Origin of the sequence: Mesorhizobium sp. M1312 (assembly GCF_040318115.1) — a bacterium.
Lineage (GTDB): Bacteria > Pseudomonadota > Alphaproteobacteria > Rhizobiales > Rhizobiaceae > Mesorhizobium.
The window spans coordinates 57760-76478 of record NZ_JAMYLQ010000031.1; the positions used below are offsets into that span (position 1 = coordinate 57760).

Here is an 18719-nt window from a genome sequence, read left to right on the forward strand (position 1 = left end):
TTCGAATGCTCGATATCAAGCGGCAAAAGGAGGCATTCATGAGTATCGCGCCCGATGAGCATGAGAAGGTGATGACGTTCGACGACATCGAGCTCAGCCCGCAGAAAGAGATCGTCCGGGTGTTCTACAAGGACATGTGGGATCACGCGGCCGTCGACTTGATCCCGGCAATCTTTCATGAGGGGTTCACTTTCCGCGGGTCGCTCGGCCCGGTTCTCGTGGGGCACAGTGCGTTCGCTGACTATGTCAGATGGGTGACAAGCTCTCTCGATCACTACACATCCGACATCCTGGAAATGGTCGGGGAGGGAAATCGGGTCGCAGCGAAGCTCCGCTTCCACGGAATCCATCGCCGTCCGCTGTTCGGTCGCGCCCCCACCGGTCGGCACGTGTGGTGGGACGGCATGCCGATCTTCACATTCGAGGACGGCAAGGTGAGAGACCTCTGGGTGCTGGGCGACATTCACGGGCTGATTAGCCGGATCGACGGCATCGCGCACGAGCAACCGGAGTTCCGCGCGGCGTCGACCGGGGCTGACCCTTCAACCGCGTCATCACGTAGTCCCAGGGATCGATGAAGATGCGCCGGCTCATCGTCTGTGGAGCAATTGCCGTTCAGCAGGAACCACGGCCAGCAATGGGGCGGGTGGACACGCATCCGCGATTTGCCCCACGCATCCTGCGGTGTTCCACGCATGAGAGTGATGGCTGCAGGTCTCGCTGCCGTCGCATTCGGTGCGGGCGACTTTCTTGGCGGTGCCGCCCGGGGTGCCGAAGCCACGCGTCTTGCCCGTGCGGCCTCAGCATTGCCGCCGTGGCCAGCCTTCTCGATGGAATTGCAAACCTGTTGCTGATGGTGGCTTTCGCCACCGAGGATTGGCCGAAACCGCGGCCGTCGCCTCGCTCTACCCGGTCGCGACGATCGTGCTGGCCATTAAGGTTCTGCGCGAGCGGCCTTCAATGACACAGGGAATCGGTCTGCTTTTGGCCATTCCTGCCGTCTTCCTTCTCAGATCCACCTAAGGAGGTGCTCCATGCAACTCGAAACCAAAGCGATACATGCGGGTCGAGGTGTCGATCCTTTCACCGGCGCCGTCACGATCCCCTTCCATCCCAGTACGACCTTCGAACGGAGTGCGGACGGTGGCTACCCGTCGGGCCCGACGCGGAACGCCTTCGAAACGGCGATGGCCGCGCTTGAAGGAGGTCACGCCGCTGTCGCCTTCTCGTCTGGCATGGCCGCCATTACGGCGGTGTTCGAGGCGCACCCCCGCAAGGGCAATCGCATTGTCGTGCCGGACGACATGTATTTCGGCATCCGATCGCTGATTGACGAAACCGATATCGGAAGCCGGTTCGATTTCGTCGCCGTCGACATGCGCGACCTGGACGCGCTGCGCACGGCCGTGGGTGCCGCCCCCACGGGCCTTGTGTGGATCGAGACCCCCTCGAACCCGCTCATCCGTATCGTGGATATCCGGGCGGCTTGCGGCATAGCGCACGAGGCCGGTGCGATTGCGGTGGTTGACAACACCTGGGCGACGCCCGTCCTCCAGCGCCCGTTCGAATTGGGGGCCGATGCCGTGATGCATTCGGCAACGAAATACATAGGTGGCCATTCCGATATGATGGCTGGGGTCGTCGTCTTGCCGGACGCCGCGTCTCTGGAACGCCCCCTGCGCATGATCCAGCGGCACAAGGGAAGCATCGCGGCTCCCTTCGACTGCTGGCTGGCACTTCGTGGGCTGCAGTCTTTGCCGGTTCGCATGCGAGCCCACTGTCACGGCGCCCAGAAAGTCGCCGAAGCGCTGGGCAAACATCCGGCAGTCGAAAGTGTTCTCTTTCCGGGCCTGCCCGATGACCCGGGCCATGAGTTGGCCGGGCGGCAGATGTCTGGCTACGGTGCCATGCTTTCCTTAATCGTTCGAGGCGGCGCCGAGGCAGCCATGACGGTCGCTGGGCGGCTCAATCTTGTGGTGCGGGCCACGAGCCCTGGGGGCACGCATTCGCTGATGGAGCATCGGGCCTCTGTAGAAGGACCAAGGTCGATTGCTCCGGCGGGGTTGCTGCGCGTCTCGGTCGGGCTCGAGCACCCCGCAAGACATAATCGACGATCTCTACCAGGCCTTGTCCACGGCCGAATGATGGAATTATCCAGCGCATGGTGCGGCATGCACCACGCCGATGCCAGAAGATCTGGACGCTCGACAAGCACCTTTCTTCATACATTTCCCGAACGACCCGCAGCGCAAAGCCTCCCCAAAGAAAAGAGCTCCCATGTCTTTCACGCCATTGATTGACCCCGAGATCAAGGCCCGCTACCCGGATTTTCATCTGATCAGCATTGTGGTGCGGAACGCTGAAATCGACGTGCCGGATGCACAGGCGTTGAACGACACGATTGCGGCGGCGGAACAGGCGGCGCTTCGCGATGACGCCCAAAGGGACGCGCATCTTGCGGCGTGGGCCGTTGCCTACGAGGCTTTCGGCACAAAGGCCAATCGAACGCCGTGCTCGGCCGCCGCGCTTCTCAAGCGGGTGCGGAAAGATGGCTCTCTCCCGCGGATATCCCCGCTGGTCGATGCCTACAATGCCGTCAGCGTGTTGTATGGCGTTCCGATTGGCGGGGAGGATCTCGATCTCTACCAAGGGGTCCCGAGACTTTTAATTGCGAAGGGAGCGGAGCCATTCGACACGATCCAGCAAGGTGAAATGGTAACCGAGCATCCCGAACCGGGCGAAGTCATCTGGTGCGATGATGCCGGTGTCACGTGCCGCCGCTGGAACTGGCGGCAGGGGCGGCGCACCATGGTCACGGTCGATACCCGCGCCATGTGGCTCGTGCTGGAAGCCCTCGGCCCAATGTCAGCTAAACAGATGACGGCCATCGGAGAGCATCTGATGGGACTTATCCAAGCGTTGTGCCCGGGTGCGCGAATCGAAACCGCGCGGATCGACGAGTCCACTACATCTCGTGTCCCTTAGGGCATGGCCCCACCTTTCGGAAAAACACCCCACTCAGCCCTGTCCAGATCTGGCGCTCCTTGCTCGCTCCGCTGACCTACACAGTTGATTGCGAACGACCCAGAACGGCTCTCGAAAACGAGCGTCGAATGAAATCAGATCACCGTTTGTTCTCCTTAGCGTTGTTTGGCGTACTTTTATCGCGATGCCCTCTGATACGCTGGCTGCAATAGCCGCAATCCTCCGGGCAGCCGCCTGTCTTGATGCTGAGAAGCCGGCTGAGCTGGACCTTGTTGGGATCGAATTCTGGCGGTGCACGGTCTGCGCAAGAAAGAGGAAATTGTTGAAGGGGGCATCGTGAAGTGCCTGAGCCCAGGAGAATGAGCCTGGCGATATCTGCGGTTGTGTCGGCCATGTGTACGCGCGCTGCCGCCGCCAGCAGGTCGGTCTGGGTGATCAGCCCAATAATGCGTCGCTCGGCATCGACGATGACCACGGCATGGCGGCGGCCGTCGGTGAGCACCGGCAGCAGGCTCATCGCCGGCGTATCGGGAGAGGCGGTGCCAGCCTTCGACATCACAGCCCTCACCGTGTCGGTCGCCTTCGTCAGCTCGCGCAGGCCAACTACACCGACCAGCCCGCCCTCGGGGTCGGTCACCGGCAGCGTCCGGATGTTGTGATCGAGCAGCAAATGACGCGCCTGGTCGGCAGGCGCATGTTCATCGACCGAAATCACATCGCGCGACATGATGTCCTCGCACAGCAGGGTCCGGGGGGAGCGCACCATCGCCTGCAACTCGACCTGCCGCAGCAGCCGCTCGAGATCGTTGCGGTCGATATCGAAGGTTTCCTCCAGCGCGCCGAGCGCGGCATCGATGTCCTCGGGCTGGAAGCCGACCCGCTCCCGCGCCGGCGGATCGATGGTGCCATGCGTGCTTTTAAGGGCGGGGGCTGCCACATGCGGATAGTTGCGCCGCGACAGTTTATGGATGCCGTAGCCGAGTGCGACCAGCACGATCGAGTTCAGCGCTACCGGAACGAAGGGAAACAGCAAGCCCGAGCTGAAGACGGCCGGTCCGCCGAACACCGCGGTTAAGGCGGCGGCGCCGCCCGGCGGATGCAGGCAGCGCGCGAATGACATAGCGGCGATGGCCAGCGCCACCGCAATGCCGGTAGCAAGGACGGGTTCATGCACGAAATGCGCCACGATCACCCCGACCAGCGCCGAAATCGTGTTGCCACCGATAATCGACCAAGGTTGCGCCAGCGGGCTTGAAGGCACGGCGAAGAGCAGCACGGCCGATGCTCCCATTGGAGCAACCAGCAGTGCGACATGTGGGCCAGACCCGTTCGCCAGCGCACTGATCACGCCAGTCAATGCGATGCCGATCATGGCCCCGATGCAGGCGAGCAGCCGCTCGCGCAGCGTTGCACCGGCAAGGATCGGAACAAAGAGACGAAACGCCATGGCATACCCTTGGGCGAGTGGTCGGAACTCCGCGGTCCGCAATGCAGGCAAAGCCACAGATTTGGAAGTTAAGCCAATTCGGAAAGTCGGCTCACGGGGGAATACTTTTGCGCGAAGCGGCCATTCCCAAATGGGTGCAGACATTTTGATCAGCCAGAGGGGCGGACGGCACGCTGATCCGCTCGAGCGCAGCAAGAGGCCAGGGGCTACCGTGCCGCAGGCAGCCGGAAATGGGGATGGTCGCAAGTCGAGCTGGGATGGACACGAAGGAATTCAGAGGCTTCGAAAAGCGTGCTGACAATGTCGGCATGGCAAGACAAATCAGGCCGTTGTCGCTCCACTTCCGAGGCGCACTCCAGCGGAGTACGGCTTCTACGCGGTGCTTGGTCTGCCTGTCCTTGCCACCATCGGATTCGTTGGCGTCATGCTGAAACGTCCACCTGTGGCCGCTGAGAAGACGACTGCCAGTGCCGTCGTGGAACCGCCATATGACGGCGGCCTGGTTACAGAGCCGGCTCGTGTCGATCGGGCGGGGGAGCCTGATGTGACGTAGATGGTCGAGAGAGTGGCCAATGAAGGTGCTGGCATCGTCAACGTGATCAGGCCATGTAGCGGTAACACAACCGTTACCACGAGTCTCTCAGGCGTTCGATGAGGCGGGAAAATCCGATCGCCAGACCAAGCGCGATTCCGCCACACTGCCACACACGAAACCGATCAGGTCACGTTCCAGGCTCGCCAGAAGATTGGAGCCGAGGCCACCTCGGCTGAACTCTGCCATGCCGCGGGCCGCCACCTGTTCCAGCCGCGGTAGAAAACGTGGGTCAGCAGCGCCGGCATGGGCGAGCAACTCCCAAATCGCGAGCAGCGCCATCGGCACCGCAAGCGGCCGCAGATGTCGGCCGATGAAGCGGAAGGGCGGCGGTGCGATGGAAGCGCCGTGCGACAGCCTATCCCGACCTGCAATCGTGATCAGGCTCATCATGGGTCTCCGGACGCCAGCGTTGCAGATGGTTTTAGGCAAGCGTGAGCAGGCCGTGGATCACCAATCCGGTCAGGCCGACCACGATCATGGCCGAAAGAACGAGTTCCAATTGAAAGAGCTGACGACCATAGGCCATCAGGTATCGGAGCCCTTCGAACGATGCGATGAGTTCTACCGCAACCAGGGTCTGCCAGCCGTTGGCAAGGCCTTCTCGCAGCCCTGTAAAGATCGACGGCGCGGCGGAAGGCAGCACGATCGTCGTGAGTTTCGACCAGCGGCTGAACGAAAGCACACGGCCAGACCCCGTCTCACGACGACGCCGTTGCGCTTCGCCGCCATCAGGCTGGGTAGAGGACTTGCACGTCTAAAGCTGTCGATCATGCTCGGCACACGAAAAAGGGCGACCTCTCGGCCGCCCTTTCCGTATCTGAAGACTGATGGACTTCTTAGAAATCCATGCCGCCACTCAAGCCCGCTTGCGGGCTTGAGCATTATCAGTTCATCGGCGTGCTGATGGATTTCCTTAGAAATCCATGCCGCCCATGCCGCCCATGCCGCCGCCGCCCATGCCGCCTGGCATGCCGCCGCCAGCCGACTCCTTCTTCGGAGCCTCCGCGATCATGGCTTCGGTGGTGACCAGCAGGCCGGCGACCGAGGCCGCGTCCTGGAGAGCCGTGCGCACGACCTTGACCGGATCGACGATGCCCATGGCGATCATGTCGCCATATTCGCCGGTCTGGGCGTTGAAGCCGAAGGTCGGGCCCTTGTTCTCGAGGATCTTGCCGGCAACGATCGATGCTTCCGCACCGGCGTTGGCCGCGATCTGGCGAGCCGGAGCCTGCAGCGCGCGACGCACGATGCTGATGCCCGCGGTCTGGTCGGAGTTGGCGCCGGTGACGGTGATGGCCAGCGAAGCGCGCAGGAGCGCGACGCCGCCGCCAGGAACGATGCCTTCTTCGACGGCCGCGCGGGTCGCGTTGAGGGCGTCATCGACGCGGTCCTTCTTTTCCTTGACTTCGATCTCGGTCGCACCGCCGACGCGGATGACGGCAACGCCGCCCGCCAGCTTGGCGAGACGTTCCTGCAGCTTCTCCTTGTCATAGTCCGAGGTGGTCTCCTCGATCTGCTGCTTGATCTGGGCGACGCGGCCCTGGATCTCGGCCTTCTTGCCGGCGCCGTCGACGATGGTGGTGTTCTCCTTGGAGATCGACACCTTCTTGGCGCGGCCGAGCATGTTGAGGCCAACATTCTCGAGCTTGATGCCGAGGTCTTCGGAAATGACCTGGCCACCGGTGAGGATGGCGATGTCTTCCAGCATGGCCTTGCGGCGATCACCGAAGCCGGGCGCCTTGACGGCGGCGATCTTCAGGCCGCCACGCAGCTTGTTGACGACCAGCGTGGCAAGAGCCTCGCCTTCGACGTCTTCCGAGATGATGACCAGCGGCTTCGAGGTCTGCACGACAGCCTCGAGGATCGGCAGCATGGCCTGCAGGTTGGAGAGCTTCTTCTCGTGGAGAAGGATGTAGGCGTCTTCCAGATCCGCAACCATCTTGTCGGCGTTGGTGACGAAGTAGGGCGAGAGATAGCCGCGGTCGAACTGCATGCCTTCGACGACTTCGAGTTCCGTCTCAGCAGTCTTGGCTTCCTCGACCGTGATGACGCCCTCGTTGCCGACCTTCTGCATCGCTTCGGCGATCATCGAGCCGACCGAAGCATCGCCGTTGCCGGCGATGGTGCCGACCTGGGCAACCTCTTCCGAGGTCCTGATCTTCTTGGCGTTCTTGATCAGCGTCGCAACGACGTCGGTTACCGCGAGGTCGATGCCGCGCTTCAGGTCCATCGGGTTCATGCCGGCGGCAACCGCCTTGTGGCCTTCCTGGACGATCGACTGCGCCAGAACGGTCGCGGTCGTGGTGCCGTCGCCGGCGATGTCGTTGGTCTTCGAAGCAACTTCGCGGACCATCTGCGCGCCCATGTTCTCGAACTTATCTTCAAGCTCGATTTCCTTGGCGACGGTGACGCCGTCCTTGGTGATGCGCGGTGCGCCGAACGACTTGTCGATGACAACGTTGCGGCCCTTGGGGCCGAGCGTGACCTTCACTGCGTCGGCGAGGATGTTGACGCCGCGCAGCATGCGCTCACGGGCATCGCGAGAAAATTTTACGTCTTTGGCAGCCATTTTTAGCTCCTGGCAAGGGCTTGAATTGAGCCCGAAGATTTAAGTGACGGTGAGGCCGATATTCAGCCGATGATGCCCATGATGTCGGCTTCCTTCATGATCAGAAGGTCTTCGCCATTGAGCTTGACTTCGGTGCCCGACCACTTGCCGAACAGGATGCGGTCGCCGGCCTTGACGTCCAGCGGGACGAGCTTGCCGACCTCGTCACGGGCGCCGGAACCGACGGCGATGATCTCGCCTTCCTGCGGCTTTTCCTTCGCCGTATCGGGGATGATGATCCCGCCGGCGGTCTTCGCTTCGGACTCGACGCGGCGAACGACCACGCGGTCATGCAGCGGCCGGAAATTCGACTTTGCCATTTTTGGATTTCCCTGGTGCGGATGTTGAACGGTTCTCCGTTGCCGGAGCGTGGTTAGCACTCACCAGAAGCGAGTGCTAACGCGGCAGTGAGATAGGCCGTAGGCTCCTGCTAGTCAAGACGGAAGAGGGACGGGCGAAGAGCAAAAGAGCGTGGAAGCACCGAGCCTTTTACGTGGACCGACGTCGGAGATCGGACATGGATGGGGCGGCTCACCATTTGTAATTGAAGGCTTTGTTAATTTGGCACGATCGGTGAGCGGATGATCCGCAAACGTTACGCGCGACCGATATAATGAGAGGTGAGCGCCATCAGGATTCCTGCGTTAACGGTCCACTCGGTCTTTACGGTGTGGCCGCCGCGCGGGCGCCAGGACTCCGGCCACCCGATAGTCACCGCAAGAACTGGCTGCGCATCGCCGCTGAAGGCGCCAGGATGGACATTCTGCTGAATTTTACCTGCGGCGCTGTTTCATGGACGCGCTTTGGCCCCCCATTTTTTGTTGCCCGCCTCGGCTCATGCGGGGCGTGGCGTTCTGGGAGGATTTGCTCACCATGGGTTCATAGTGGCGGCGCAACCGTCCGGTGAGCGCCTCACCTGAGGCTACATGGCGGTCGTGGAGATTGCCTCAGAAGCGGCGCCCAATCGGAAACCTTAGCACCTCCGCGTTTTGGCGTGGCTGCTTGAACTCTTCGACGGCAACCGCCTCAATTAGCAGGTCCAAGGCTTCGCGTCCCCTTCGACTCATCGGGTCATCGCCACAAAGGTAGTCATACGCTCGATCTAAATGCACTCGAGCGGCGGAAAAATCGCTTGTCATAGGACCCTCTCTACCCGCCCGCATTGCCGTCTACGAGGTGAAGGTCGCGCAATCGTCAATATCTACAGACAAATTTGAATTAAATCGGAGATGATCGGGGGATTAGCCAGGACGTCACCCACGGTGACTGAACCGGTCGACATCGACGCCGAGGTCTCGGCATTCCTCGCGCGGCTGGAAGCCGAAGTCCCCTGACATGATGCCGCCGTCGAGCCCGCCGACGATCACTCGCTGGCGCTCGGTCGGATCGTAAATGCCGAGCACCCCGTTCCGAGACAACCTCTGACCGGCGTCATTCGATGCAGACGCGCGGAACCGGCCCGATTTTGCGGCGTAGAGCCAGAGGCGGCCGCCAGGTCCCAGGCCGGTTGGCTCCAAATCGCGCTAGGTCGTGTGGATCAGGTTTGTCCACGCCACTTAGCTATACTCGGGGGGGGGCGATAATGCCATCGAAGAAGAAATGGCGCAGGTTACTGGGTACCGATCCGTCGGAGCACCAATCCCGCCCGCAGCGCGGTTCGCAGCCATCTCGACCGATTGGTGGACTCCTGACTGCGGGATTTAAGGAGCTTTTCCTCGCCTATAGCTAAATGGAAACGCGCCGATCCCCCCGATTGGGCCAACCTCGGCCCAACCCACTGGACTCCAGAGCGAAAGGAGCGCGTGCGGCTCGAGCGACTTGCGAGGAAAAGGAAATGGCGCCTCGGCATGACTGACTCCGACTGCCTGAACGCCGGCATCGCCTTTCAGTGCGGGCAAGGGGAGCGTTCCGGTGGCCAGTGCTGCCTTGCTGGAATGAAGCAGGTGGGCTGTTCTAGCAACACGGTTGAGTGCCCTGGGTGCCAACAATGAACAAATGCGCAGGAACGCTCGATCCGGCGCCTTCGGCAGGCCTGAGACCCTACAACCTGTGCAAGTGCACAGGTAGCGAAGTGCGTGCAGGTTCGAGCACAATGGGCGTCGGCGCAATTTCCATGCCGACCACCAACGGAGATATCTGCGAGACCAGCAACATGCGACTAATGAAAGCGAGCGAGATTCCCGCCTTCGTCGACGAGGGATCGAGGCTGGCTGCGATATCTGTGCGATCGGTCACTTAGGCTATTCACTGGGCGATGTTGACGGGAAGGTACCCTGGCGCAAGGCTGATCTGCCGCGACCGTTTCAGGTCGTCGTAAAATATCGCAATCTGTTCGGCGGCGAACTCCTCGCCGTAAATATTGAGGTTAGCCTCGTCATTGAGCCGCAGCGAACGCTCGTCGAGATTGGCAGAGCTGCGTGGTGGCGGACTACGGATCTCGCGCCAATATTATGAAATCCATCGGCTCATGGAGTCCGAAACCGGCCGCCGGGCGATCGCGAACAAGGAACTTGGCGCCGACTGCGTGGCTCATGCTCGCATGTTTTTCAACCGCAAGGACTACGACCTTGCGTCAGCCTAACCGCCGACCTTCGCCCTGCTGCCGCTTGACGAAATGGTTGACACCCTCCGGCGAGACTATGTTGCCATGACCGCAATGATCTTTAGGCCTGTGCCGAATTTCGACTTGGTGCTCGGGAGCGTCCGACGGTTGGAAACCCTGTTGAACGCGCCAGAAAGCTGACGTCCAGCCTCCCGCATGTTCGCCATCTGTGCTCGAAAAGTAGCATAAAGGTGCAGTGTGGAACCGCAGTCGGCTTGGTATTCTCAATTCAGGCAACTGAGCGTGAATTGGCGCCCGGCGTGACCCCGCCCCATCAAGATTCAAGGGCTTATTGTGCCGATAGGCGCCGAGACCCGACCCCGGTTCACGGTCGAGACGCTATTGTGCCACGAAGCCGTCGGACGTGCCTAGCAGGAAATCAAACTAGCGGGTGGCGAGCTGCAAAAAAAGCCCGCTGCGGGAGGAGGTGCAGCGGGCTCTCTATTTGGGCGAACTCGGGAGGAGGTGAGCCCGCTGTTTGTCAGCATCGCATCTGGGAGGAGTAGATGGCCGACAATAAAAAGTTACCGGCATCCGGTCGGCTTCGCAATGCACAATAACTTTATCGCACGTGCGAAAACGTCGCAGCCCTATCGGCCCGCGGGTGGGCTAGGCGCTCGACCGTCGGTGAAAGTAACGCAAGGCAAAACGAGCTGGCCACGTCCGAGATTGCGCTTTGGCCTCGGCGCTGACCGCCCCGCCCCATTTTGATCCCGTGGTGGAACGGAGATGTCCGGAAGTAAGATGCTATGTTGGCGCCGATTGATTGGGTTCACCTTGTCCTGAAAGCGCAATCTATGCGCAGCCCATCTTCATGACAACGAACTCGATCAGCTGCCGCACCGATTGGTGGCGGCCCGAGGGATATACAAGGTTCAGGCCTCCGCCCTTGCGTGCAAGTTCAGGCAGGACGTGGGCCAGCCGGCCGGCGCGGATGTGCGACGCCGTCATCGCGTCTGGCAGCAGGGCGATCCCCAGTCCGGAAAGTGCCGCGCTGAGCTCGGCATGCGGGCCTTTGACCGCCAGCCTGCCATTCGCGCCGATAGATTGCTGCGGCGGATTTTCGCTTTTGGCAGCTGAACAATGCCTATCAATCTTGTCATCGCACCTAGTCGCACGTAGAGGCCGTTCGAATTCTCATCGCTCGGCGCGATGTTTGGTCCGTCTGCCCAAAGAGCGGAGCAAAGCCATTGACACCCACGAAGTTGCTGATTGGGCAGATCGCTGTCGTATTCGCAATTGTCATTCTTGGCGTGTGGACTGCAACCCAATGGTGCGCCCACATGCTCTCCTATCAGCCGCCACTCGGCGCGCCATGGTTTGTGACAGTCGGCTGGCCGATCTACCAACCGTGGAAACTGTTCGAATGGTGGTTCCAATTTGACGCCTATGCGCCTGAGGTCTTCGACAAGGCCGGCATGCTTGCCGGAGCCAGCGGGTTCCTGGGCTGTGCCGCCGCGATAGCTGGCTCCCTCTGGCGCGCACGGCAGCGGGGGTTGGTCACCACCTATGGGTCCTCACGATGGGCCGCGACTCGGGAGGTCGAGAACGCAGGCCTCTTTCAGCCGGCCGGCGTTTTCCTTGGCGAACTGAAGGATCGCTATCTGCGCCATGATGGACCGGAACACGTCATGGCCTTTGCGCCGACACGTTCGGGCAAGGGGGTCGGACTGGTTGTTCCGACGCTTCTTTCCTGGACCGGCTCGGCCGTCATTCACGACATCAAAGGCGAGAACTGGCAGCTGACCTCCGGCTGGCGATCAAAGTTCTCGTACTGCCTTTTGTTCAATCCGACCGATCCGAGATCGGCGCACTACAACCCGCTGCTGGAAGTGCGCAAAGGTCCAGATGAGGTCCGGGACGTTCAGAACATCGCAGACATTCTCGTCGATCCGGAAGGCGCGCTGGAGCGGCGGAATCATTGGGAGAAGACCAGTCATTCACTCCTAGTTGGCGCCATCTTGCACGTGCTCTACGCCGAAGAGGAAAAGACACTTGCCCGTGTCGCCACCTTCCTGTCGGACCCGCAACGCTCGTTTGCCGCAACACTGCTGCGGATGATGACCACCAACCACCTCGGCACGGCGGATAGGCCTCAGGTCCACCCCGTAGTCGCTTCGGCGGCCCGCGAGGTACTGAACAAGTCGGAGAACGAGCGTTCAGGCGTTCTCTCGACCGCCATGTCGTTCCTCGGGCTCTATCGCGATCCAACCGTGGCCGCGGCAACATCGGCCTGCGACTGGCGCATTGCGGACCTGACGGATGCCGAGCGACCGATGTCGCTCTATCTGGTCGTGCCGCCATCGGATATCTCGCGCACCAAGCCACTGGTGCGACTGGTGCTCAACCAGATCGGAAGGCGACTGACGGAACGGCTGGAAGGTGACCCGAAGAAAAGCCGTAAGCACCAACTTCTCATGATGCTGGACGAATTTCCGGCGCTGGGACGGCTCGATTTCTTCGAGACCGCGCTGGCCTTCATGGCGGGTTACGGCGTCCGCGCCTATCTGATCGCGCAATCGTTGAACCAAATCTCCAAGGCATATGGCGAGAACAACGCCATTCTCGACAACTGCCATGTGCGCATTGCCTTTTCCTCAAACGACGAGCGCACGGCCAAACGCATCTCGGACGCGCTCGGTACCGCGACGGAACTCAGATCGATGCGCAACTATGCCGGCCATCGGCTGGCGCCCTGGTTGTCCCACGTCATGGTAAGCCGCCAAGAGACCGCTCGCCCCCTGCTGACGCCGGGCGAGGTGATGCAGTTGCCGCAGGCTGACGAACTAATCCTGGTTTCGGGATTGCCGCCGATTCGCGCCAAGAAGTTGCGTTATTACCAGGATCCGAATTTCACGGAGCGAGTGCTGCCTTCGCCGGTGCTGCGCGACGGTGCCTACGCGGATCGGCCTACGTCGCGCCGGGACGATTGGAGCGGACAGGTGCGCGGCGTGGATCGGCGTCTTGCTGGCGACGACGACAGTGCCGGTGCGGCAATCGAAGACGGAGGTGTCCAGCAGCAGCGCCACCCGGGCCTGCCCGAAGAACAGACCATCGTCGCCCAGGAGCCTGATCAGGGCGATCTGTTCACGCCCGCAGACGATGACTGCGAGGCGCTCGCCGACAAGCGCGTCATGGATCGGGTTTCCATCGCGGCGCGCGCCTATGGCATCAATGAAGGAATGGGCGAAGACAAGGACATCGTGCCCGGCTTCTGAGCTCCGCTGCACAGGCGCATTTCAGCGTAGATAACGGCCGTAAGAAATTTCGGGGATCTCGACGATGCTTATTCCCGCCGCCGGCGCAGCAGCGCCGGCCAGTTGGAACGAGCCGCATGAAGCCGCACCGCATTCGTCATCAGTTTCTGCTTGAACCCGAATTGAGCGAGAAGCTGGAGAAGCTCAGCCGTAATCCCTCGACCACCAAATCAGCGGTCGTGGCGAAGGCGGTTGAGGCCTTTATCGAGCGGCGTGGCGAGAATGAGCTCGACCAGCGCTATGGCAAGAGGCTCGACCGTCTTTCCCGCGACCTCGGTCACGTCAGGCGCGATGTCGAGATGATCCTGGAGAGCCTGGCGCTCTTCATCCGCTTTTCGATCACGCTTCATGCGCACACGCCTGTCCCGGACAGGGCCACGCAGGCGATTGCCCAGGAGCGCTTCGACAAATTCGTCGAGCAGGTCGGCCGCCAGATCGCTTCCGGGAAACGGTCGCTTGGTGGCGACAATGGCGGGGGAGGGGAACAATGAGTTCTCATCCGGAAGCCGACCATCGCCGCCGTGCCATGCTGCGCACTGCCATGGGGCCGGCGATCACCGAAGCCCTTGCCGAACCATCCGTCATTGAGGTGATGGTCAATCCCGATGGTGCGCTGCGGCTCGACCGGCTGGGAGAGGGTCGGGTCAATACCGGCGTGCACATGCACCCTTCCGAGGCAGAACGCATCATCCGCCTGGTCGCATCCCATGTGCGCGCCGAGGCGCACGCGGATAACCCGATTGTCAGTGCCGAATTGCCATCGGGCGAGCGCTTCGAGGGGCTGTTGCCACCTGTCGTGCTGGCGCCATGCTTTGCCATCCGTAAGCCTGCGGCAAAACTCTACACGCTGGCCGACTATGTCGCGGACCGGATCATGCTGCCGCTGCAGGCCGATGCGTTGAAGAAGGCGGTCCGCGAGCGGCGCAACATTCTGGTCGCCGGCGGTACGTCGTCGGGCAAGACGACGCTTGCCAATGCGCTGCTGGCACAAGTCGCCGAATGCGACGAGCGGGTGATCCTGATCGAGGACACGCGCGAACTGCAATGCGCGGCGAAGGATTGCGTTGCCTTGAGGACGAGGCGGGGGTCGGTCACGCTCGCCGATCTGGTGCGCTCGACGCTGCGGCTCAGACCCGACCGCATCATCGTCGGCGAAGTCCGGGGCGCGGAAGCACTCGACATGCTGAAGGCATGGAATACCGGGCACCCCGGCGGCATCGCCACGGTCCACGCCAATTCGGCCCGCTCCGCTCTCTACCGTATCGAGCAGCTCGCACAGGAAGCCGTCGTCACCGTTCCCCGCCGCCTCATCGCCGATGCCGTCGACCTGATCGTCTTCATCGCCGGCCGCGGTCCCTCGCGCCGCATTGAGGCGATCGCCGAGGTCGCCGGCCTCGACGGCAGCGGCGATTACGCCGTCAACCAACTCACGCTCCCACAACTTCAGCAACTTTGAAAGGTCACTTCCATGCGCAAGAAGCTTCGCTTTCTTTCGTCAGCCGCGCTCGTGTTTCTTCTCACAGCACAGGCTTACGCGGCTGGCTCCGGGATGCCTTGGGAACAGCCGCTGCAGCAGATCCTGGAGTCGGTGCAGGGACCGGTCGCCAAGATCATCGCGGTGATCATCATTATCACCACCGGCCTGACGCTTGCCTTCGGTGACACGGCAGGCGGCTTCCGCAGGCTGATCCAGATCGTCTTCGGCCTGTCGATCGCCTTCGCGGCATCAAGCTTCTTTCTCTCCTTCTTCTCCTTCGGTGGCGGGGCTCTCGTCTGATGGCTACCGGAGAGCAGCATTTCGAGGGGTTCGAGGTCCCCGTTCACCGGGCGTTGACCGAGCCCATCCTGCTGGGCGGTGCGCCACGCTCAGTAGCAATCCTCAATGGCACGGTGGCCGCAGCCATCGGCCTTGGCTTGCAGCAGTGGATCGCCGGTCTGGTGCTCTGGATCGCAGGCCAGACGCTCGCGGTCTTTGCCGCAAGGCGCGATCCAGACTTCGCCAAAGTGCTTGTCCGGCATCTTCGTCAGAGGGGCTGGTTTGCATGTTGAAGCTTTCTGAATACCGCGGCAGGGCCGATCGGCTTGCCGACCATCTGCCCTGGGCAGCACTGGTGGCGCCCGGAATCGTTCTCAACAAGGACGGCAGTTTTCAGCGGACCTTCCGGTTCCGCGGTCCGGATCTCGAAAGCGCGACGGAAGCCGAACTTGTCGGCGTCTGCGCGCGAGCAAACAATGCGCTGAGGAGGCTCGGCTCCGGCTGGGCGTTGTTCTTTGAGGCCGAGCGCATCGAAGCGCTGGGCTACCCGAATTCGCGTTTTCCCGACGCAGCGTCATGGCTGGTCGACGAAGAACGGCGCGCGGCCTTCGAGGGCAAAGTTTCCCACTTCGAGAGCTGTTATCATCTGACCCTCCTGTTCATGCCGCCGCCTGACGCCCAGGCACGGGCGGAAAGCGCACTTGTGGACACCCATCATTCGGGAGGCGCAAGAGACTGGCGCGAAGAGCTGGGGCGGTTCCGAGCCGAGACCGACCGGATCTCGGATCTTCTGTCAGGCTTCATGCCCGAAGTGCGCGTGCTCGATGATGCCGAAACGCTGAGGTATCTGCACGGCACCATCTCGACCCGTCGCCATTCGGTCGCCGTGCCGGAAACGCCGATGTATCTCGACGGCGTTCTGGTAGATGCGCCGCTTACCGGCGGCCTGGAGCCGATGCTGGGCGAGCAGCATCTGCGCACCCTCACCATCCTTGGTTTGCCGAACGTCACCCGGCCAGGGATCCTCGACGCGCTCAACCATCAGGATTTCGCCTACCGCTGGATGACGCGCTTCATCCCGCTGGACAAGACGGAAGCCACAAAGACGCTGACACGGTTGCGCCGTCAGTGGTTTGCCAAGCGCAAATCGGTCGCCGCCATCCTGCGCGAGGTCGTGACCAACGAACCCGTCCCTCTCGTCGATAGTGACGCCGACAACAAGGTGCTCGATGCGGATGCCGCCCTTCAGGCATTGGGCGGCGATCACGTCGGCTTCGGCTATCTCACCACAACGGTGACGGTATGGGACAAGGATCGGCAGGCCGCCGCGGAAAAGCTCCGAGCGGTTGAGCGCATAGTCAATGGGGTCGGCTTCACCACGATCCGTGAAAGCATAAATGCGGTCGAGGCGTGGCTCGGCTCGTTGCCCGGTCATGTCTACGCCAACGTTCGCCAGCCGCTCATTCACACGCTGAATCTTGCCCATGTCATGCCGCTGTCGTCGGCATGGGCCGGTCCGGTGGATAACGAGCATCTGGCCAACGTGACTGGGACCGAATCCCCGCCGCTTCTCTTCGCAGAGACCAGCGGGTCGACACCGTTTCGGCTTTCCACACACGTCGGCGATGTCGGCCACATGCTGGTCGTCGGGCCGACTGGTGCCGGCAAGTCGGTTCTGGTTGCGCTGATCGCTATGCAGTTTCGACGCTATGCCGGGGCGCAGGTCTATGTCTTCGACAAGGGCAATTCGGCTCGTGCGGCAACACTCGCCATGTGCGGAGAACACCACACGCTGGGTGCGGATGGTGCGGTTGCTTTCCAACCACTGCGCAATATCGGCGACCAGGCTAGTCGCAGCTGGGCGGCCGAATGGATCGCCCGTCAGAATGTCACCGTCACCCCGGAGGTGAAGGAGGCAATCTGGTCGGCACTCACCAGCCTTGCCACCGCGCCAGCGCAGGAACGCACGCTGACGGGGCTGTCGGTTCTGCTTCAGTCCAATGCCCTCAAGGCCGCGTTGATGCCCTACACGCTCGACGGTCCCTTCGGCCGGCTGCTCGATGCGGATGAAGATCGGCTGGCTTTGTCGGACGTGCAGTGTTTCGAGACCGAAGAGCTGATGCACAGCCAAGGCGCTGTGCTGCCGGTGCTTACCTATCTGTTCCATCGTCTCGAGGAGCGGTTCGACGGGCGGCCGACCCTGCTCATGCTCGACGAGGCTTGGGTCTATCTGGACAACTCGCTCTTTTCCGCCCGCATCCGCGAATGGCTGAAGGTGCTGCGAAAGAGGAACGTGTCGGTGATCTTTGCCACGCAGTCGCTTGCCGACATCGCTGGCTCTTCCATTGCGGCGGCGATCATCGAGAGCTGCCCACAGCGCATTTTTCTTCCCAATGACCGTGCCGTGGAACCGCAGGCGCGGGCAGCCTATGAGCGCTTCGGGCTGAACGAGCGGCAGATCGAATTGATCGCCCGCGCCACTCCGAAGCGCCACTACTATCTGCAGTCGCGCCGAGGCAACCGTCTCTTCGAGCTCGGGCTCGGCCCGATCACTCTTGCGCTTTCCGGCGCCTCCGACCCGGCTACGCAGACCCTGATCGACAGGGTCCTGTCGGAGCACGGACAGGACAGCTTTGCCGCCCGGTTCCTGAGCGCGCGCGGCCTCGATTGGGCTGCCGAGCTTCTCCAGCAATTCCCTCAACCAGACAAGGAGCAATCGTCATGATGCGGCGCCGCCTTCTCACCGGCCTGATCACCGTTTCCCTGATCGCCAAACCGATGGCCGACTACGTCCAGCCAGCCCACGCCCTGATCGTGTTCGATCCGTCGAATTATGCGCAGAACGTGCTGACAGCGGCACGCTCCCTAGAGCAGATAAACAACCAGATCCAGTCGCTTCAGAACCAAGCGACGATGCTGCAGAACATGGCGCGGAACCTTCAGCGCCTGGATTTTTCTTCCGTCGGCCAGCTCACAGGTTCGCTCCAACGGATCGACGGCCTGATGACCCAGGCCAGCGGCTTGAGCTTCGATCTCGACAAGCTTCAGAACCAGTGGCGTGTGCAATATCCGGAAAGCTACGACGCCACAATCAAGGTGAGCGATGTGGCGAGCGCCGCGCGCGAGCGCTGGCAAAACGCCATGCAGGCGTTCCGCCAAACCATGAGCGCGCAGTCGCAGATTGTGGAGAACATGCGGGCCGACGGCGACCTGCTTACCGATCTCGTCAACCGCAGTCAGGGCGCGGCAGGTGCCCTTGAGGCAAGCCAGGCCACCAATCAGCTGATCGCGCTTTCGACCAAGCAGCAGATCCAGATCCAGACGCTGCTCGCGACCCAGTTCCGGGCTGAAGCCGAAGATGCTGCCCGCAAGGCGCAGTCCGAGGAAGCCGCCCGCGAGACGACGAAGCGTTTCCTGGGCACCGGTACGGCCTACCCAGGCAACTGATCAGCAATTCTTCAAGACAACG

At 61.9% G+C, this 18719-nt stretch carries 18 protein-coding genes and 2 pseudogenes; 11 read left to right on the plus strand and 9 right to left on the minus strand.

Translation table 11 applies throughout. The features are described 5' to 3' along the window. Positions 1–5: 5 nt before the first annotated feature. From NKH36_RS27875 to NKH36_RS27890, 3 genes are all read left to right on the plus strand, one after another. Positions 6–578 carry an ester cyclase gene (locus NKH36_RS27875; protein WP_352965278.1) on the plus strand — a complete coding sequence of 191 codons (573 nt, stop codon included), beginning with the start codon at positions 6–8 and terminating at the stop codon, positions 576–578. Between the two features lie 456 nt (positions 579–1034). Further along, positions 1035–2300 carry a trans-sulfuration enzyme family protein gene (locus tag NKH36_RS27885; RefSeq protein ID WP_352965280.1) on the plus strand — a complete coding sequence of 422 codons (1266 nt, stop codon included), beginning with the start codon at positions 1035–1037 and terminating at the stop codon, positions 2298–2300. After that, positions 2278–2985: a B3/B4 domain-containing protein gene (locus NKH36_RS27890; protein WP_352965282.1), complete on the plus strand. Its 708-nt coding sequence runs from the start codon at positions 2278–2280 to the stop codon at positions 2983–2985. The genes NKH36_RS27885 and NKH36_RS27890 overlap by 23 nt, the downstream gene beginning before the upstream one ends. A 199-nt stretch (positions 2986–3184) precedes the next feature. Here the strand turns inward: NKH36_RS27890 and NKH36_RS27895 are convergent. The 8 genes and pseudogenes from NKH36_RS27895 to NKH36_RS27930 all read right to left on the minus strand — a co-directional run. Then, a pseudogene (locus NKH36_RS27895) lies at positions 3185–3360 on the minus strand (biotin synthase BioB); the annotation flags it as partial. Between the two features lie 13 nt (positions 3361–3373). Next, positions 3374–4432: pseudogene (locus NKH36_RS27900) on the minus strand (HPP family protein); the annotation flags it as partial. Positions 4433–5072: 640 nt separating this feature from the next. Beyond that, positions 5073–5414: an ABC transporter permease family protein gene (locus tag NKH36_RS27905; protein WP_352965284.1), complete on the minus strand. Its 342-nt coding sequence runs from the start codon at positions 5412–5414 to the stop codon at positions 5073–5075. 34 nt (positions 5415–5448) lie between these two features. Continuing rightward, positions 5449–5709 (minus strand): ABC transporter permease, encoded by a 261-nt coding sequence (locus tag NKH36_RS27910; protein ID WP_352965286.1) that lies wholly within the window; start codon positions 5707–5709, stop codon positions 5449–5451. 231 nt (positions 5710–5940) lie between these two features. Then, entirely contained in the window at positions 5941–7596 is a 1656-nt protein-coding gene (gene groL / locus NKH36_RS27915) for a chaperonin GroEL (protein WP_352965288.1), read from the minus strand. A 62-nt stretch (positions 7597–7658) separates the two neighbouring features. Then, entirely contained in the window at positions 7659–7955 is a 297-nt protein-coding gene (groES, locus tag NKH36_RS27920) for a co-chaperone GroES (RefSeq protein ID WP_352964560.1), read from the minus strand. A 627-nt stretch (positions 7956–8582) separates the two neighbouring features. Continuing rightward, positions 8583–8774: a hypothetical protein gene (locus NKH36_RS27925; RefSeq protein ID WP_352594214.1), complete on the minus strand. Its 192-nt coding sequence runs from the start codon at positions 8772–8774 to the stop codon at positions 8583–8585. Positions 8775–8888: 114 nt separating this feature from the next. Further along, complete coding sequence (locus NKH36_RS27930; protein ID WP_352965290.1) at positions 8889–9053, minus strand: hypothetical protein; 165 nt, start codon at positions 9051–9053, stop codon at positions 8889–8891. 781 nt (positions 9054–9834) lie between these two features. Between NKH36_RS27930 and NKH36_RS34930 the strand changes: the two genes are divergently transcribed. After that, a complete protein-coding gene (locus NKH36_RS34930) occupies positions 9835–10089 on the plus strand; it encodes a Y4lK-related protein (protein WP_502912129.1) in 255 nt (84 codons plus the stop codon). A 943-nt stretch (positions 10090–11032) separates the two neighbouring features. On the opposite strand, the gene NKH36_RS27935 is transcribed toward NKH36_RS34930, so the two are convergent. Further along, positions 11033–11332 carry a LysR substrate-binding domain-containing protein gene (locus tag NKH36_RS27935; protein ID WP_352964601.1) on the minus strand — a complete coding sequence of 100 codons (300 nt, stop codon included), beginning with the start codon at positions 11330–11332 and terminating at the stop codon, positions 11033–11035. 95 nt (positions 11333–11427) lie between these two features. Here NKH36_RS27935 and NKH36_RS27940 point away from each other — a divergent pair, with 95 nt between their 5' ends. The 7 genes from NKH36_RS27940 (at position 11428) to trbJ (ending at position 18697) form a co-directional block, all read left to right on the plus strand. After that, a complete protein-coding gene (locus tag NKH36_RS27940; RefSeq protein WP_352964564.1) occupies positions 11428–13455 on the plus strand; it encodes a conjugal transfer protein TraG in 2028 nt (675 codons plus the stop codon). 116 nt (positions 13456–13571) lie between these two features. Further along, positions 13572–13985 (plus strand): CopG family transcriptional regulator, encoded by a 414-nt coding sequence (locus NKH36_RS27945; RefSeq protein ID WP_352964565.1) that lies wholly within the window; start codon positions 13572–13574, stop codon positions 13983–13985. Continuing rightward, positions 13982–14950 carry a P-type conjugative transfer ATPase TrbB gene (trbB, locus tag NKH36_RS27950; RefSeq protein ID WP_352964566.1) on the plus strand — a complete coding sequence of 323 codons (969 nt, stop codon included), beginning with the start codon at positions 13982–13984 and terminating at the stop codon, positions 14948–14950. The genes NKH36_RS27945 and trbB overlap by 4 nt, the downstream gene beginning before the upstream one ends. Positions 14951–14962: 12 nt before the next feature. Then, a complete protein-coding gene (locus NKH36_RS27955; RefSeq protein ID WP_352964568.1) occupies positions 14963–15271 on the plus strand; it encodes a TrbC/VirB2 family type IV secretion system protein in 309 nt (102 codons plus the stop codon). Beyond that, positions 15271–15543: a VirB3 family type IV secretion system protein gene (locus NKH36_RS27960; protein WP_352964570.1), complete on the plus strand. Its 273-nt coding sequence runs from the start codon at positions 15271–15273 to the stop codon at positions 15541–15543. Before NKH36_RS27955 ends, NKH36_RS27960 begins: the two co-directional genes overlap by 1 nt. Beyond that, complete coding sequence (gene trbE, locus NKH36_RS27965; RefSeq protein ID WP_352964573.1) at positions 15537–17975, plus strand: conjugal transfer protein TrbE; 2439 nt, start codon at positions 15537–15539, stop codon at positions 17973–17975. Before NKH36_RS27960 ends, trbE begins: the two co-directional genes overlap by 7 nt. Continuing rightward, on the plus strand, positions 17972–18697 hold the full coding sequence (gene trbJ, locus NKH36_RS27970) for a P-type conjugative transfer protein TrbJ (protein WP_352964574.1): 726 nt from the start codon (positions 17972–17974) through the stop codon (positions 18695–18697). The genes trbE and trbJ overlap by 4 nt, the downstream gene beginning before the upstream one ends. The last annotated feature ends 22 nt before the right edge of the window (positions 18698–18719 follow it).

Bases quoted from the DNA above. Each gene is read 5' to 3' on its own strand.
- trbB (WP_352964566.1), top strand. From the start codon at position 13,982: ATGAGTTCTCATCCGGAAGCCGACCATCGCCGCCGTGCCATGCTGCGC.
- trbJ (WP_352964574.1), top strand. From the start codon at position 17,972: ATGATGCGGCGCCGCCTTCTCACCGGCCTGATCACCGTTTCCCTGATC.
- NKH36_RS27960 (WP_352964570.1), top strand. From the start codon at position 15,271: ATGGCTACCGGAGAGCAGCATTTCGAGGGGTTCGAGGTCCCCGTTCAC.
- NKH36_RS27875 (WP_352965278.1), top strand. From the start codon at position 6: ATGCTCGATATCAAGCGGCAAAAGGAGGCATTCATGAGTATCGCGCCC.
- NKH36_RS27945 (WP_352964565.1), top strand. From the start codon at position 13,572: ATGAAGCCGCACCGCATTCGTCATCAGTTTCTGCTTGAACCCGAATTG.
- groES (WP_352964560.1), bottom strand. From the start codon at position 7,955: ATGGCAAAGTCGAATTTCCGGCCGCTGCATGACCGCGTGGTCGTTCGC.
- NKH36_RS27905 (WP_352965284.1), bottom strand. From the start codon at position 5,414: ATGAGCCTGATCACGATTGCAGGTCGGGATAGGCTGTCGCACGGCGCT.
- NKH36_RS27955 (WP_352964568.1), top strand. From the start codon at position 14,963: ATGCGCAAGAAGCTTCGCTTTCTTTCGTCAGCCGCGCTCGTGTTTCTT.
- groL (WP_352965288.1), bottom strand. From the start codon at position 7,596: ATGGCTGCCAAAGACGTAAAATTTTCTCGCGATGCCCGTGAGCGCATG.
- NKH36_RS27925 (WP_352594214.1), bottom strand. From the start codon at position 8,774: ATGACAAGCGATTTTTCCGCCGCTCGAGTGCATTTAGATCGAGCGTAT.
- trbE (WP_352964573.1), top strand. From the start codon at position 15,537: ATGTTGAAGCTTTCTGAATACCGCGGCAGGGCCGATCGGCTTGCCGAC.
- NKH36_RS27885 (WP_352965280.1), top strand. From the start codon at position 1,035: ATGCAACTCGAAACCAAAGCGATACATGCGGGTCGAGGTGTCGATCCT.
- NKH36_RS27890 (WP_352965282.1), top strand. From the start codon at position 2,278: ATGTCTTTCACGCCATTGATTGACCCCGAGATCAAGGCCCGCTACCCG.